The organism is Millisia brevis NBRC 105863 (assembly GCF_001552615.1).
Taxonomy (GTDB): Bacteria; Actinomycetota; Actinomycetes; order Mycobacteriales; family Mycobacteriaceae; genus Millisia; species Millisia brevis.
Genome location: NZ_BCRN01000015.1, coordinates 117,398 through 133,043, shown reverse-complemented (window position 1 = coordinate 133,043; position 15,646 = coordinate 117,398). Strand labels below are relative to the sequence as shown.

At 67.4% G+C, this 15,646-nt stretch carries 9 protein-coding genes; 4 read left to right on the top strand and 5 right to left on the bottom strand.

Annotated features, from left to right (window positions below; genetic code table 11):
- Nucleotides 1-25 precede the first annotated feature (25 nt).
- Nucleotides 26-181 carry a hypothetical protein gene (locus MB1_RS25750; protein ID WP_157084169.1) on the bottom strand — a complete coding sequence of 52 codons (156 nt, stop codon included), beginning with the start codon at nucleotides 179-181 and terminating at the stop codon, nucleotides 26-28.
- Nucleotides 182-776: 595 nt separating this feature from the next.
- Between MB1_RS25750 and rpoB the strand changes: the two genes are divergently transcribed.
- The 3 genes from rpoB (at nucleotide 777) to MB1_RS19380 (ending at nucleotide 9,557) form a co-directional block, all read left to right on the top strand.
- Nucleotides 777-4,259, top strand: coding sequence for a DNA-directed RNA polymerase subunit beta (gene rpoB / locus MB1_RS19390; RefSeq protein ID WP_066911389.1), 3,483 nt, complete (start codon nucleotides 777-779; stop codon nucleotides 4,257-4,259).
- 121 nt (nucleotides 4,260-4,380) lie between these two features.
- Entirely contained in the window at nucleotides 4,381-8,337 is a 3,957-nt protein-coding gene (locus MB1_RS19385; RefSeq protein WP_066911271.1) for a DNA-directed RNA polymerase subunit beta', read from the top strand.
- A 176-nt stretch (nucleotides 8,338-8,513) separates the two neighbouring features.
- Nucleotides 8,514-9,557: a zinc-dependent alcohol dehydrogenase family protein gene (locus MB1_RS19380; RefSeq protein WP_245650266.1), complete on the top strand. Its 1,044-nt coding sequence runs from the start codon at nucleotides 8,514-8,516 to the stop codon at nucleotides 9,555-9,557.
- Here the strand turns inward: MB1_RS19380 and MB1_RS19375 are convergent.
- The 3 genes from MB1_RS19375 to MB1_RS19365 all read right to left on the bottom strand — a co-directional run bounded on the left by MB1_RS19375 (nucleotide 9,536) and on the right by MB1_RS19365 (nucleotide 14,536).
- Nucleotides 9,536-11,293, bottom strand: a complete 1,758-nt coding sequence (locus MB1_RS19375) for a hypothetical protein (protein ID WP_157084168.1) — start codon at nucleotides 11,291-11,293, stop codon at nucleotides 9,536-9,538. The two genes, MB1_RS19380 and MB1_RS19375, sit on opposite strands and share 22 nt — an antisense overlap.
- Before the next feature lie 182 nt (nucleotides 11,294-11,475).
- Nucleotides 11,476-12,090, bottom strand: a complete 615-nt coding sequence (locus MB1_RS19370) for a hypothetical protein (RefSeq protein WP_157084167.1) — start codon at nucleotides 12,088-12,090, stop codon at nucleotides 11,476-11,478.
- A 178-nt stretch (nucleotides 12,091-12,268) separates the two neighbouring features.
- Nucleotides 12,269-14,536: an ABC-2 transporter permease gene (locus MB1_RS19365; RefSeq protein ID WP_066911262.1), complete on the bottom strand. Its 2,268-nt coding sequence runs from the start codon at nucleotides 14,534-14,536 to the stop codon at nucleotides 12,269-12,271.
- Between the two features lie 176 nt (nucleotides 14,537-14,712).
- On the opposite strand from MB1_RS19365, the gene MB1_RS19360 reads away from it, so the two are divergent.
- Complete coding sequence (locus MB1_RS19360; RefSeq protein ID WP_066911259.1) at nucleotides 14,713-15,327, top strand: TetR/AcrR family transcriptional regulator; 615 nt, start codon at nucleotides 14,713-14,715, stop codon at nucleotides 15,325-15,327.
- On the opposite strand, the gene MB1_RS27045 is transcribed toward MB1_RS19360, so the two are convergent.
- Nucleotides 15,290-15,628: a response regulator transcription factor gene (locus MB1_RS27045; protein WP_084352217.1), complete on the bottom strand. Its 339-nt coding sequence runs from the start codon at nucleotides 15,626-15,628 to the stop codon at nucleotides 15,290-15,292. The two genes, MB1_RS19360 and MB1_RS27045, sit on opposite strands and share 38 nt — an antisense overlap.
- Nucleotides 15,629-15,646: the final 18 nt, after the last annotated feature.

Sequence of the window (15,646 nt, the reverse complement as noted above, 5' to 3'; positions counted from 1 at the left end):
CTCGGCGACTCGGGGGAGTGGGGGGTCAGCTCGAACGCGTGGTCTCGAGGTGGTCGTCGCGGTCCTGCGAGGTCCCCTCGATGCGGTCGGCGGTCGAGATGACCCGCCCGGCGCACAGCGCGAAGGCGACCGCGGCCACCATCCAGGCCACGAGCAGCAGAATCACTATCGACACGGTCACGCGCCCAATTCTGTCGACCGATCCTGAGAGTGTGATGAAAGGAAGGGAGGGATTGGCTGTCGGTCGGCCCGGATCGGGGCGCGGGAGCCGATCTCGGCGGCGAATCGGGGCGTTATCCCGCATTCGGGTCGCGGTGCCGACGTGGACCCCGGTCGGCCGCCGCATCGCCTCGAGCAGGGGCGATCCGGCGGCATGCGCCGATCGCTGCGCGCGTGGGCAAAGATTAGGAATTCGCTGAGTAAGCGAACGAAACATCCGTGTTCGTCTTGACGAAGGTCGGTCTCGGGGTTCACCCTGATGGCACGCACGTCGTATCGCTAAGCGGACCGGCGGCAGTGTTGCGCATATGGAGGCGGCGACACGAACCGCGCGGGTGCTTGCGTAGTGCCGCAACTTCGTGGTTGCATTCCTCCCTCTATGGGGGTAGTCTTGGAATTTGCGCTGGCTGCCTCCTGTTCTCTCATCGACCGTCGTGTTCGGACCTATTGGTCTGTTCTGTCGTCGGCACGTTGTCTGTTTCGGGTTGAAGCCGGCCGGTAGCCGATAAGCAGATACAGCGGCGGTCGTGACCCGGCGGGTTCACGAGTCGCATGAGGTGCTGGAAGGACGCATCTTGGCAGTCTCCACCCAGTCCACGGCAGTCGGAATCCCCGGAGCTCCCCGGCGGGTTTCTTTCGCGAAGATTCGAGAGCCGCTCGAGGTTCCCGGACTGCTCGACCTTCAGACCGATTCCTTCGAATGGTTGATCGGATCCGAGAACTGGCGCCAGCGCGCAGCCCAGCGCGGCGATGCCAATCCGACCGGAGGTTTGGAAGACATCCTTACGGAGTTGTCCCCGATCGAGGACTTCTCCGGCGCGATGTCGCTGTCTTTCTCCGACCCGCGCTTCGACGAGGTCAAGGCCTCGATCGAGGAGTGCAAGGACAAGGACATGACCTACGCGGCGCCGTTGTTCGTCACCGCGGAGTTCATCAACAACAACACCGGTGAGATCAAGAGCCAGACGGTCTTCATGGGCGATTTCCCGATGATGACCGACAAGGGCACGTTCATCATCAACGGAACCGAGCGCGTCGTCGTTTCGCAGCTGGTTCGTTCGCCCGGTGTCTACTTCGACCAGAACGTCGACAAGGGCACCGAGAAGGACCTGCACAGCGTCAAGGTCATCCCCGGCCGCGGCGCCTGGCTTGAGTTCGACGTCGACAAGCGCGACACCGTCGGTGTGCGTATCGACCGCAAGCGCCGCCAGCCGGTCACCGTGCTGCTCAAGGCGCTCGGTTGGACCACCGAGCAGATCGTCGACCGGTTCGGCTTCTCCGAGATCATGATGGCGACCCTCGAGAAGGACAACACCGCGGGTCCCGACGAGGCGCTGCTCGATATCTACCGCAAGCTGCGCCCGGGCGAGCCCCCGACCAAGGAGTCGGCGCAGACGCTGCTCGAGAACCTCTTCTTCAAGGAGAAGCGGTACGACCTCGCGCGCGTCGGCCGGTACAAGGTCAACAAGAAGCTCGGCCTGAACACCGACATCTCCGCGTCGACCCTCACCGAGGACGACATCGTCGCCACGATCGAGTACCTCGTGCGCCTGCACGCGGGCGATCAGATGATGACCGTCCCCGGCGGTGTCGAGGTTCCCGTCGAGGTCGACGACATCGACCACTTCGGCAACCGTCGTCTGCGCACGGTCGGCGAGCTGATCCAGAACCAGATCCGCGTGGGCCTGTCCCGCATGGAGCGCGTGGTCCGCGAACGGATGACCACCCAGGACGTCGAGGCGATCACGCCGCAGACCCTGATCAACATCCGCCCGGTCGTCGCCGCGATCCGCGAGTTCTTCGGCACCAGCCAGCTCTCGCAGTTCATGGACCAGAACAACCCGCTGTCGGGGCTGACCCACAAGCGTCGTCTGTCGGCGCTCGGTCCCGGCGGTCTGTCGCGTGAGCGCGCCGGCCTCGAGGTGCGCGACGTGCACCCCAGCCACTACGGCCGCATGTGCCCGATCGAGACCCCGGAAGGCCCGAACATCGGCCTGATCGGATCGCTGTCGGTGTACGCGCGGGTCAACCCGTTCGGCTTCATCGAGACCCCGTACCGCAAGGTCGCGGACGGCCGGGTGACCGACCAGGTCGATTACCTGACCGCCGATGAGGAGGACCGCCACATCGTCGCCCAGGCGAACTCGCCGGTCGACGCCGACGGAGCCTTCACCGAGGACCGTATTCTCGTGCGCCGCAAGGGTGGCGAGGTCGAGTACGCGGCCCCCGATGTGGTCGATTACATGGACGTCTCGCCGCGCCAGATGGTGTCGGTCGCGACCGCGATGATCCCGTTCCTCGAGCACGACGACGCCAACCGCGCCCTGATGGGTGCGAACATGCAGCGCCAGGCGGTCCCGCTGGTGCGCAGCGAGTCGCCGATCGTCGGTACCGGCATGGAGTTGCGTGCCGCGGTCGACGCCGGTGACGTCATCGTCTCGGAGAAGCCGGGTGTGGTCGAGGAGGTCTCGGCCGACTACGTCACCGTGATGGCCGACGACGGCTCGCGCCGCAGCTACCGGTTGCGCAAGTTCGCCCGTTCCAACCAGGGCACCTGCAGCAACCAGCGGCCGATCGTCGACGAGGGACAGCGCGTCGAGACCGGACAGGTCCTCGCCGACGGCCCCTGCACCGAGAACGGTGAGATGGCCCTGGGCAAGAACCTGCTCGTGGCGATCATGCCGTGGGAGGGCCACAACTACGAGGACGCGATCATCCTGAGCCAGCGGCTCGTGGAGGAGGACGTGCTCACCTCGATTCACATCGAGGAGCACGAGATCGACGCCCGCGACACCAAGCTCGGTGCCGAGGAGATCACCCGGGATATCCCGAACGTCTCCGATGAGGTGCTCGCCGATCTCGACGAGCGCGGCATCGTGCGCATCGGTGCCGAGGTTCGCGACGGCGACATCCTGGTCGGCAAGGTCACCCCGAAGGGCGAGACCGAGCTGACCCCCGAGGAGCGGCTGCTGCGCGCGATCTTCGGCGAGAAGGCGCGCGAGGTGCGCGATACCTCGCTGAAGGTGCCGCACGGCGAGTCCGGCAAGGTCATCGGCATCCGGGTGTTCTCCCGCGAGGACGACGACGATCTGCCTCCGGGCGTCAACGAGTTGGTCCGCGTCTACGTCGCCCAGAAGCGCAAGATTCAGGACGGCGACAAGCTGGCCGGTCGACACGGCAACAAGGGCGTCATCGGCAAGATCCTCCCGCAGGAGGACATGCCGTTCCTGCCCGACGGCACCCCGATCGACATCATCCTCAATACCCACGGCGTGCCGCGGCGTATGAATATCGGCCAGATCCTGGAAACCCATCTCGGGTGGGTGGGCAAGGCCGGTTGGAAGATCGAGGGCACCCCGGACTGGGCGAAGAACCTGCCCGAGGACATGCGCGAGCAGCCGGCGGACACCAAGATCGCCACCCCGGTCTTCGACGGTGCCCGCGACGAGGAGCTCGCCGGCCTGCTGGCGACGACGCTGCCGAACCGCGACGGTGACGTGATGGTCAACGCCGACGGCAAGGCGACGCTGTTCGACGGCCGTTCGGGTGAGCCGTTCCCGTACCCGGTGGCGGTCGGCTACATGTACATCATCAAGCTCCACCACCTGGTCGACGACAAGATCCACGCTCGCTCGACCGGTCCGTACTCGATGATCACCCAGCAGCCGCTCGGCGGTAAGGCCCAGTTCGGTGGCCAGCGCTTCGGTGAGATGGAGTGCTGGGCCATGCAGGCCTACGGCGCCGCCTACACCCTGCAGGAGCTGCTGACGATCAAGTCGGACGACGTGGTCGGTCGCGTGAAGGTGTACGAGGCGATCGTCAAGGGCGAGAACATCCCCGAGCCGGGTATCCCGGAGTCGTTCAAGGTGTTGTTGAAGGAGCTGCAGTCGCTCTGCCTCAACGTCGAGGTGCTCTCGAGTGATGGCTCCGCCATCGAGATGCGCGATACCGACGACGAGGACCTGGAGCGGGCCGCGGCGAACCTGGGGATCAATCTGTCGCGGAACGAGTCCGCGACGGTCGACGACCTTGCTCAGTAGGTACGACCGGGCTCGGTGAGCCGAGGGTCACCGGGAGCACCGTTTGCTCCCGGTGACCCGATACAACGGATTGTGACTAGGTAGATAACCATCCCTCGGAAGAGGGGAAAGGAAGTACGACGTGCTGGACGTCAACTTCTTCGATGAACTCCGCATCGGCCTGGCAACCGCGGACGACATCCGGAATTGGTCCTTCGGTGAGGTGAAGAAGCCGGAGACCATCAACTACCGCACGCTCAAGCCCGAGAAGGACGGCTTGTTCTGCGAGAAGATCTTCGGTCCCACCCGGGACTGGGAGTGCTACTGCGGCAAGTACAAGCGCGTGCGCTTCAAGGGCATCATCTGTGAGCGCTGTGGCGTCGAGGTCACCCGCGCCAAGGTGCGCCGTGAGCGCATGGGCCACATCGAGCTCGCCGCGCCGGTCACCCACATCTGGTACTTCAAGGGTGTGCCGAGCCGGTTGGGCTACCTGCTCGACCTGGCGCCGAAGGATCTCGAGAAGATCATCTACTTCGCCGCCTACGTGATCACCTCGGTCGACACCGAGCTGCGCCACAGCGAGCTCTCGACGCTCGAGGCCGAGATGGAGGTCGAGAAGAAGGCGGTCGCCGATCAGCGCGACGCCGATCTCGAGGAGCGCGCCCAGAAGCTCGAGCAGGATTTGGCCGTGCTCGAGGCCGAGGGGGCGAAGTCCGATCAGCGCCGCAAGGTCAAGGACGGCGGCGAGCGGGAGATGCGCCAGATGCGCGACCGCGCGCAGCGCGAACTCGACCGGCTCGACGAGATCTGGACCACCTTCACCAAGCTCGCGCCGAAGCAGCTGATCATCGACGAGATGATCTACCGCGAGCTGATCGACCGCTACGGCGAGTACTTCACCGGCGCCATGGGTGCCGAGTCGATCAAGAAGCTGATCGAGCTGTTCGACATCGACGCCGAGGCCGAGAACCTGCGGGAGACCATCCGCAGCGGCAAGGGCCAGAAGAAGCTGCGTGCGCTCAAGCGCCTCAAGGTGGTTGCCGCGTTCCAGCAGTCCGGCAACTCGCCGATGGGCATGGTCCTCGACGCCGTTCCGGTGATCCCGCCGGAGCTGCGCCCGATGGTCCAGCTCGACGGTGGCCGCTTCGCCACCTCGGACCTCAACGATCTGTACCGACGTGTGATCAACCGCAACAACCGCCTCAAGCGACTGATCGATCTCGGCGCGCCCGAGATCATCGTCAACAACGAGAAGCGGATGCTGCAGGAGTCGGTCGACGCCCTGTTCGACAACGGCCGCCGCGGCCGTCCGGTCACCGGACCGGGCAACCGCCCGCTCAAGTCGCTGTCGGATCTGCTGAAGGGCAAGCAGGGCCGGTTCCGCCAGAACCTGCTCGGCAAGCGTGTCGACTACTCCGGCCGCTCGGTCATCGTCGTCGGCCCGCAGCTCGAACTGCACCAGTGCGGTCTGCCCAAGCTGATGGCGCTCGAGCTGTTCAAGCCGTTCGTGATGAAGCGTCTGGTCGATCTCAACCACGCGCAGAACATCAAGTCCGCCAAGCGGATGGTCGAGCGGCAGCGGCCGCAGGTGTGGGATGTCCTCGAAGAGGTCATCGGCGAGCACCCCGTGCTGCTCAACCGCGCACCGACGCTGCACCGCCTCGGTATCCAGGCCTTCGAGCCGCAGCTGGTGGAAGGCAAGGCCATCCAGCTGCACCCGCTGGTCTGCGAGGCGTTCAACGCCGACTTCGACGGTGACCAGATGGCCGTGCACCTGCCGCTGTCCGCGGAGGCGCAGGCCGAGGCCCGCATCCTGATGCTGTCCTCGAACAACATCCTGTCGCCGGCCTCGGGTCGCCCGCTGGCCATGCCGCGTCTGGACATGGTCACCGGTCTGTACCACCTGACCCGTCTCGACGAGTCCGAGACCCCGGGCTCGTACAAGGCGGCGACGTCGGAGCGTCCCGAGGAGGGTGTCTACTCGTCGCCCGCCGAGGCGCAGATGGCCGTCGACCGCGGTGTGCTGACGGTGCAGTCCCCGATCAAGGTGCGGCTCGAGCGGCAGCGTCCGTCGGCCGAGACCGAGGCGGAGCTGTTCCCCGAGGGCTGGACCTACGGCGACAGCTGGGTCACCGAGACCACGCTGGGCCGGGTGCTGTTCAACGAGCTGCTGCCGACGGACTACCCGTACATCAACGAGCAGATGCCGAAGAAGCGGCAGGCGACGATCATCAACGATCTGGCCGAGCGCTACCCGATGATCGTGGTGGCGCAGACCGTCGACAAGATGAAGGACGCCGGCTTCTACTGGGCGACCCGCTCGGGCGTGACGGTGTCGATGTCGGACGTGCTGGTTCCGCCGGAGAAGAGCGAGATCCTCGCGCGGTACGAGGCGCAGGCCGATCAGATCGAGCGCAAGTACCAGCGCGGTGCGCTGGATCGGACCGAGCGCAACAGCGCCCTGGTCAAGATCTGGCAGGACGCGACCGAAGAGGTCGGTCGGGCGATGGAGGCTCATTACCCGGATACGAACCCGATCCCGACGATCGTCAAGTCGGGTGCGGCGGGCAACATGACCCAGATTCGCTCGCTCGCGGGCATGAAGGGTCTGGTGACCAACCCGAAGGGTGAGTTCATCCCGCGGCCGATCAAGTCCTCGTTCCGCGAGGGCCTGACCGTCGTCGAGTACTTCATCAACACCCACGGTGCTCGTAAGGGTCTGGCCGATACCGCGCTGCGTACCGCCGACTCGGGCTACCTGACCCGTCGTCTGGTCGACGTGTCGCAGGACGTCATCGTTCGCGAGACCGACTGCGCCACCGAGCGCGGCATCATCACCACGATCGCGGAGAAGCAGCCCGACGGCACGCTGATCCGGGATGCGCACGTCGAGACCTCGACGTACGCGCGGACCCTGGCCGCCGACGCGGTCGACGAGAACGGCAACGTGATCGTCGAGCGTGGACACGACCTGGGCGATCCGGCGATCGATGCGCTGCTCGCGGCGGGCATCACGCAGGTCAAGGTGCGGTCGGTGCTCACCTGCGCCACCGGCACCGGCGTCTGCGCGACCTGCTACGGCCGCTCGATGGCCACCGGCAAGCTCGTCGACATCGGCGAGGCTGTCGGTATCGTCGCCGCGCAGTCGATCGGTGAGCCCGGTACCCAGCTGACGATGCGTACCTTCCACCAGGGTGGTGTCGGTGACGACATCACCGGCGGTCTGCCCCGTGTCCAGGAGCTGTTCGAGGCGCGCGTGCCCAAGGGTGTCGCGCCGATCGCGGACGTCTCCGGACGGGTGCGGCTCGAGGAGTCGGAGCGCTTCTACAAGATCACGATCGTCCCGGACGATGGTGGCGAAGAGGTCGTCTACGACAAGCTCTCGAAGCGTCAGCGCCTGCGCGTGTTCAAGCACGACGACGGCACCGAGCGGCTGCTGTCCGATGGTGACCACGTCGAGGTCGGTCAGCAGCTCATGGAGGGTTCGGCGAACCCGCACGAGGTGCTGCGCGTCATGGGCCCGCGTCAGGTGCAGATCCACCTGGTGAACGAGGTCCAGGAGGTCTACCGCAGCCAGGGTGTGTCGATCCACGACAAGCACATCGAGGTCATCGTCCGGCAGATGCTGCGCCGGGTGACGATCATCGATTCGGGCGCCACCGAGTTCCTGCCCGGTTCGCTCACCGAGCGGGCCGAGTTCGAGGCGGCGAACCGTCGCGTCGTGGCCGAGGGCTCCGAGCCCGCGGCCGGACGTCCGGTGCTGATGGGTATCACGAAGGCGTCGCTCGCGACCGATTCGTGGCTGTCGGCGGCGTCGTTCCAGGAGACCACTCGTGTCCTGACCGATGCGGCGATCAACGGTCGTTCCGACAAGCTGGTCGGCTTGAAGGAGAACGTGATCATCGGCAAGCTGATCCCGGCCGGTACGGGTATCAACAAGTACCGGAACATCCAGGTGCAGCCGACCGAGGAAGCGCGTGCCGCCGCGTACGCGGTGCCGACGTACGACGATCAGTACTACAGCCCGGACGGCTTCGGCCAGAACACCGGTGCTGCGGTTCCGCTCGACGACTACGGCTTCTCCGCGGACTACCGCTAGTCCGATCGGGGAGACCTACCCGCGCCTGGCGCGGGTAAGCTTCCCGGATCGCAGCTTCGAAAGCCCGGTGCACTTCGGTGCACCGGGCTTTCGGCGTTTGTGGGCGGGCTTGGGGGGATTTCGATGCTGCGATACTTCGTGATTTCGGCGGGGTGAGGGGGACTATCGTCGAAGCGATGGACGAGCCGACGATGACGGCATGGACGACCTCGGCCGGGCAGCACACCGTCGAGTGCACGACGCTCCCTCGACCACGGCCCGGACCGGCGCAGCTATTGGTCCGGGTGATCGTCTGCGGGGTATGCCGCACCGACCTGCACGTCATCGACGAGGACATCCCACCGCACGCCGACCGGGTGGTGCCGGGCCACCAGATCGTCGGTGAGGTCATCGCGACCGGGGCCGACGTGACCGGCTACGACATCGGCGACCGGGTGGGGATCGCCTGGTTGCGCCATACCTGTGGGATGTGCGAGTACTGCCGGTCCGGGCGCGAGAATCTCTGCCCGCGTACCCGTTTCACCGGCTGGGACGAGGACGGGGGATGCGCGCAGTACGCGGTGGTCGACGCCGGATATGCCTACCGGCTGCCCGCGGACGTCGACCCGTTCGCGATCGCGCCGTTGCTGTGCGCCGGGATCATCGGCTATCGGGCGCTGCGGCGGGCCAATCTGCCGCCCGGCGGACTGCTCGGCATCTACGGCTTCGGATCGAGTGCCCACATCGCGGCACAGTTGGCGATGGCGTCCGGCGCCCGGGTCGCGGCGATCACCCGCGGCGAGGGGAATCGGCAACTGGCCCGCGACCTCGGCGTCGCCTTCGTCGGCGATAGTGACGACGTTCCCCCGGAACCGTTGGACGCCGCGATCGTCTTCGCCCCGGTCGGAGCGATCATGCCGCAGGCCCTCGCCGCGACCGCGCCGGGTGGCACCGTCGTCAGCGCCGGAATCCACATGTCGCCCATCCCGGAATTCAGCTACGACGAGCTGCTCTTCGGGGAACGGGACCTGCGCAGTGTCACCGCCAACACCCGCGCCGACGGCGACCAATTCCTCCGCCTGGCCCGGCAATTGGGCATCACGCCGCATGTGACGGTCTACCCGTTCGGCCGGGTCGACACCGCCCTGGAGGACCTGCGCGCCGGACGCGCCGAGGGCAGCCTGGTCATCGCGGTCGCGGACGACGCCGGACCGGCGGATCAGGGCGACGCGGCGAAATAGGCCCGGACGACTCCGAGTTCCGTCGGCGGCGGGAAGGACTGCCCGGGGCTGCCCAGATCGCCCACCTTGACCGTCCACGTCGGTTCCGACGAGTCGATCAGCACGTCGTTGGCGACGTCGTGCAGGACCAGATAGTCCGCGTCACCGCAGGCGTAGCCGACACCGAAGCCGTCGGTTCGGGCGCCCCAGGATCCGCCGTGGGCCAGGGTGCAGTGCGCGCCGTCCTCCAGTTCGATCCACTCCGGAATCGGCGCGTCGGCAGGGGGAGACGGCGCGAGCGGTTCGGTGGAGCGGTAGCCGACGTAGGTCTGATCCCAGACATTCATCGCACAGGTCAACGTCATTCGATCGGAATGAACCCAGCAGGTGTTGGCACTGTCTGCGGTCGAGCCGCAGCCGCGGATGATGTCCGAACCCACCGCCGAGGCTGCCGGTTGGCTGTAGGTGCAGTCGAGCGAGATCGGGTTGGCCGCCTGCGTCCCCGATGCTTGCCAGCCGGGTAGTGGGTCCCCGCGGCCGTCCACGGCGGTGACGTTGACGACCTGCGTGGGCCTGGTGATGACGATGCGGTAGCCGGACGGATCGAACGCCGTCTCGACGCCCGCCAGCAAGCCCATCGCCGCGGTGCGCACACCGCCGACCGTCCAGATGATCGGCTGCACCCAGTCCGCAAGGATCGGACCGAGATCGGCTTCCTTGACGGCGAGGTCCGCACAGCCCAGCGCCACATCGAGTGCGGCGCGGAAGAGGTCGAATCCGGCGTCGGAACCGGCCTTCTCGGTCACGGCCAGGCCGGTCATCGAGGACAGACATCCCTGCCCGACCAGTGCGGTTCGCAGCGCGCTCTCGGCGGCCTCCCCGCCAACCGGCTTCAGGACCATCGCATAGGTGCTCGCCGCGAACTCCGCCGCGGTCAGCAGGTACGCGCCGGGATCCGGTTGGATCATCACGCCGTCCGACGCTCGCCCGCTCTCCGCGACGGTGAACTCGATCCGATTGCCGGCGGCCAGCAGCTCGACATCGTTCGCCCGCGTCGAGGGCGGAGACTTCAGAAGCTGCGCGAGCGTCGCGATGAAGTCTTCCCGGTCGGAGGTGGCCACGGTCAACCCCGGGGTGTACTCGGCGGATACGCCGTACCCGCGGGCATTGACCACCTTCAGGACCGGCTCACCGTTTTCCCGGCCGAGACACCAATAGACCCGTTGACCGGAGTCGCTGGTGATCGAGAATCCATCGTCGCGAATGGTCGCCTCGCCGGCGCATTCGGGTGGGCTTCCGTTGCCCGCTGCGGCAAGCGCGTCGAGGTTTCTCTTCATGTCGTCGATCGCCCGGCTCCCGATGTCCCGCCATCGGGTCAGGAACCAGTTCGAGAAATGGGTGGTCGTGACGACCACCCGGTTCCCGTCGAGCACGACGTCGGACACCGGCGTGCGCGGGCCGCCGGATTCCGCCGCGTAGGTGATCAGCGGAATGGGCTCACCTTCTTCGAGATCATCGATCGTGAACCGGATGGTGGCGGTGCCGGTCAGGTCGGCGCCGTCGAGGGTGATCGACCATCCTTCGGCACCATCCGCGGGATCGGTGACCGGCTCGACGGCGAGGACACCGTCACCGTTCACCGCATCGGCGGGTACCTCGATCGTGACCCGGCCGTCGTCGGAGCGAACCACCGTGTCGTCGGACGGGCCGACCGAGCCCTCCGGACCGACAACGCTCTGCGAGCAACCGGACATCACCAGAACAACCGTGACGACAAGTGCGAACGGGACGCACAAAGAACGGCGAAAAAGGGGCACCGAAAGAGAATATCCTTGCATTGATCCGCATTTGCGGCGTCGCCGGTGAGGTGGAAATCAATCTCATCGACGCGGAATCCCTGCGTGCCGAGCCGGATCTCGGCCGTTCGCAATAGTTTCCGTCAACCGCCGCAGCCGAGTTGGGCGGCCACCTCGGGCGGGACGCCCTGGCTGACGCAGTCGATAGCGGAGCCGAGGGTGACCGGAGTCCACGCGCCGGCGGAATAGCGGAAGAGGACCCGGGCGGGCTGCACATTGCGGCTGGGATCGGCGATGGCCCACTGCGGGGTCTGCGCGATGGCCCAGTCGCCGGCGCAGGTCGGCGCGCCGAAATCGATCGGTGGGGTGAGGCTTGCGCTGATCGCGTCCGCCTCGGCGGCCCGCCGCAGGTCGTCCGCGCCGGGACAGGGCGCCGAAGCCGCGGGGGTGTCGGCGGTGGGGGACTCGGCCTCGGATGCGGCGGCGCTCTCGGAAGCGGCTGGGGTATCGGAAGCGGCAGGGGTATCCGATCCGGGAGACAGCTCGGAGCCGGAGGAGCCGGAGGAGCCGGCGGCGGGCGGAACGGCGTCGCCGGTGGTCGGTAGGGACGTCGATGCTTCGGATGCCGTCGTGGAGGGGGTGGTGGTCGACGTGGCCGCGGTGTCGGTCGAACCGCAGCCGGTCAGGACCAGTCCCGCCACGGCCAGGCCGCCCAGCATCGCCGGCAGAGAACCATGAAATCGCTTGTGGGTCACCATCATGTCTCCTCGGTATCTCGTTGGAGCGCTGATACCGAGTAGTCGCGCGCGGAGCTCGCGGTGTTACATCCGACTCCAGGTGGGCGCCGGGCGTGAGGTGCCGGTGAGGCAGGCGGCGAGGCCGGGACCGGGCGCCCGTGGGCGTTCGGTCGACCGGTCCCGCCGCGGGGGAGAGGGTCTACGTCGGGTCGGTGGTGCGCCCTTCGGCGGCCTTCGCCTCGGTGGTGGGCGCGGTATCACCCTCGGCCGTCCGATCGGGAGCGGTCGGGACCAATACCGCCGGCTCCGACTCCGCCCCCGACTCGGTCCCCGATCCCGCCGACGACCCCGGCCCCGCCGACGACCCCGGCCCCGCCGACGACTCCAACGACGACTGCGATGCGATCCGCGTGGCGCCGACCCGGCGGCCCTGCATCCGGTCGATCACCCGGTTGAGGGCGAGTCCGATCGCGCCCCACACCGCGATCACCAACACATTGGTCCAGACGCCATCGCCGTCGAAGTAGACCAGCGAGCGGGCCGAGTCGACCGCCGCCGGCAGCGGCAGCACGTTCTGCAGGGGTCGGAAGAACTCCGGAACCATGTAGATCGACAGGCCGCCGCCCGACGCGGGCACACCGGCCAACATCAGGATCACCATCACCGGCACGATCGCGGCCAGACCCAACGTTCGGGTGAAAACGGCGGTCACCGCCGACATCGAGAAGATCGTCAGCGCGCCGAGCCCGATCATCGCGAACGGGTTGATGCTCACCGCGCCGATGATCACGTCGATCAGCAACCACAGCCAGACCGACATGCCGATCGCCCACCCGGCGAGCAGCGGCAGGAACTGGCGGAACCGGGTCAGCTCCGGCGCCCCGCCGCGCAGCACGGCGAGCATCAGGAAGCCGGCCATCACCCAGGACATGCCCACGTACAGGCTGTTGCTGCCCATCGTGTCGTTCGGGGTCAGCGGCGTCAGGTCGGTCAACTGGACGGAGGTGCCCTGCTGGGCGGCGATCCGATTGAAGATCGCCTGGACGGCGGACTGCTGGCTGACCCCGGCGCCGGCGGAGGTGTACAGCGTCGCCGGCGCATCGGCCGCCATCGGAAGCTCGTAGATGGCGACGATCTGCTGGGTCTGCACCAACTGGATCGCCTCGTCCATCGACGACACCGGTTGCAGATCGAGCACCCCGGCCATCGCCGGCGCCATCGCATCGACGGTCTGTTCGGCCTGTGCGGGGCTTGCGGCCACCACCGCGACCGGCAGATCGTGGACCTCGGGGCGATGCAGCGAGAAGCCCATCACCCCGACGACCATCACCACGATCGACAGCGGGAACGCCGCCACCACAACCATGCGGAATCGCTTGGAACGCAGCGGTCCACCGGCCAACGCGGGCAGTGGGACGTCGGGGTCGGAGTCGTCCGGGGCGGTCGGGATCGCGGTACCGGAGAGCCGCTCCTTCACCGCGCACAGCACGGCCGCGGCGACCGCCCAGATGACCAGGACCCAGATATGACGTCCGGCGCCCACACCGTCGAAGTAGAGGAACGAGCGCAGGGCCTCACCCGCCGCCGGCAGCGGCAGCACGCCGTGCAGGAACCGGAAGAAGCCCGGCATCACGTGAATCGACAGCGCCAGGTTGGACGCGGGCATCCCGAAGACGACGTACAGCAACATGCCGAGCAGGACGGCCAGCGGACCCATCAGCTTGGTGAACAGCAGTTGGGTCAGACCCACGGATACGACGGCGAGGGTGCCGACGCCGAGGAAGGTCACGAAGTGGCCGTCGACCGCCCCGACGATCGGACCGAGGATCAGCCAGATCAGCGAGCCGACGCCCGCGCCCCAGGCGGCGGCGAGCGGGAGGAACCGGCGCAGGGTCAGCAGGTGCGGCAACGACATCATCAGCAGGCTCAGCGGCACGTACCCGGCCAGCATCATGCCCATCGCGCCGAACAATGCCGCCGTTCCGGAGGTGTCACCCTCCGGCAGCGGAGCGACGTCGTGCAGATCCGTCGACCAGCCGCTGCCCAGTACGACGGGGGCCAACAGTTGTTGGACCGTCGTGGCCTGCGACGCACCGCTCGCCGACGCGGTCCAGATCGTCGCGACCCCCGCATCGGTGGCGGGCACCTCGAGCGCGCCGGCGATGTCCTGGCTGCGCAGCAGATTCTCGACCTCACCGGTCGTCGCGACCATCCGCACATCGACGGCGTCGCCGGCGGCCGCGGCCAGGCCGTCGGCGGTCGCTTGCGCGGCGGGTCCGACCCCGACGACCGCGATCGGCAGGTCGTGCGGTTGCGGCGAGTGCATCGTGCCGACGTACGTCGCGAACATCATGGTGACCATGAGGAAGGGCATGACGAACAGGGCGACGTAGCGGGCGATGCGGGCCTTGCGGTCCTCCTGCGGCGGGGCCGCCGGCTGATCGGTGGACGGCGGGGCGGTCTGCATGGGTATGTCCTTGCGGTAAGGAGGTGATTCGCGACGACGGTCGGGACGGTCCTGCTGACGAGGGGTGGCGTCGATGCCGCGGAGATCCCCGTCCGAATCCACTGTAAGGCACATGCCTTAATTGGGCCTCGGTCGATCGGAGTTGGAAGAATCACCTCCGAGTGGGAAGGGTGAGGATGGTCGCCACACGGTCGCAGGGTGCGCAGGCGCTGTTGGATACCGCCGAGCGGCTCTTTTCGCAGGACGGGATCGCCCGCGTCTCCGATCGGCGGATCGCCGAGGAGGCAGGCAATGCCAACAACTCCGCGGTGCGGTACCACTTCGGCGGTCGGGAAGGCCTGCTGCGGGCGCTGTTACAGCGGCAACTGGTCGACGTCGACGAGATGCGCAGCGCACGTCACGAGCGCTCGGAGTCCCTGCTCGACGACGTTCGGAGTCTGGTGGTGCCGGTGACGGACCAATTGGCGCAGCAGCCGGTACCGAGTTGGCGCGCCCGGTTCATGGATCTGGCGGTCCACGATCCGGCGACCGCGCGGCTGCTGCTCGACATGGGCGACGCGGCACCGGCGGCGACGCGGATCGTCTACTCGGTGCGAGATCGGCTCACCGATCTCCCGGTGTGGGTGGTGCGGGCCCGCGCCGGCCTGATGGTCAAGATCATCACGTCGACCTGCGCGGAGGTGGAGGCCCGGATGGAACTCGGGACCACCGATGCCACCTGGCCGAGGGTGGCCGACTTTCTCTGCGATGCGATCACCGGCATGTTGCTCGCCCCGGTCTCCACGCCGTGACGCCCGCGCGCGGCCCGGGCTTAGCAGCGCCGTTCGGCTGCCGCAGGGCCGTCGCGAGGGCCGTCGCGGACCGCCGGATCCACGACGGGCCGGATCCGCCACGAAGAAAGGCGGCCAACGCCCGACGATCGCTGACGCCCAGCTTGAGGCAGGCGTGCAGGACGTGCCCCTCGGCGGTGCGCACCGAGATCACCAGGCGTTCGGCGATCTTCCTGTTGCTCAGCCCGGCGGCGACCAGGGGGGCGACCTCGCGCTCCCATTCGACCGCCCACGGCAACGAGTGGACCGGTGACCAGGGCATGTGAACGCCCCGGCCCTG

Excerpts from the sequence above, each read along its gene's own strand:
- MB1_RS19360 (WP_066911259.1), top strand. The coding sequence starts at position 14,713 with ATGGTCGCCACACGGTCGCAGGGTGCGCAGGCGCTGTTGGATACCGCC.
- MB1_RS19370 (WP_157084167.1), bottom strand. The coding sequence starts at position 12,090 with ATGGTGACCCACAAGCGATTTCATGGTTCTCTGCCGGCGATGCTGGGC.
- MB1_RS19380 (WP_245650266.1), top strand. The coding sequence starts at position 8,514 with ATGGACGAGCCGACGATGACGGCATGGACGACCTCGGCCGGGCAGCAC.
- MB1_RS19365 (WP_066911262.1), bottom strand. The coding sequence starts at position 14,536 with ATGCAGACCGCCCCGCCGTCCACCGATCAGCCGGCGGCCCCGCCGCAG.
- MB1_RS27045 (WP_084352217.1), bottom strand. The coding sequence starts at position 15,628 with ATGCCCTGGTCACCGGTCCACTCGTTGCCGTGGGCGGTCGAATGGGAG.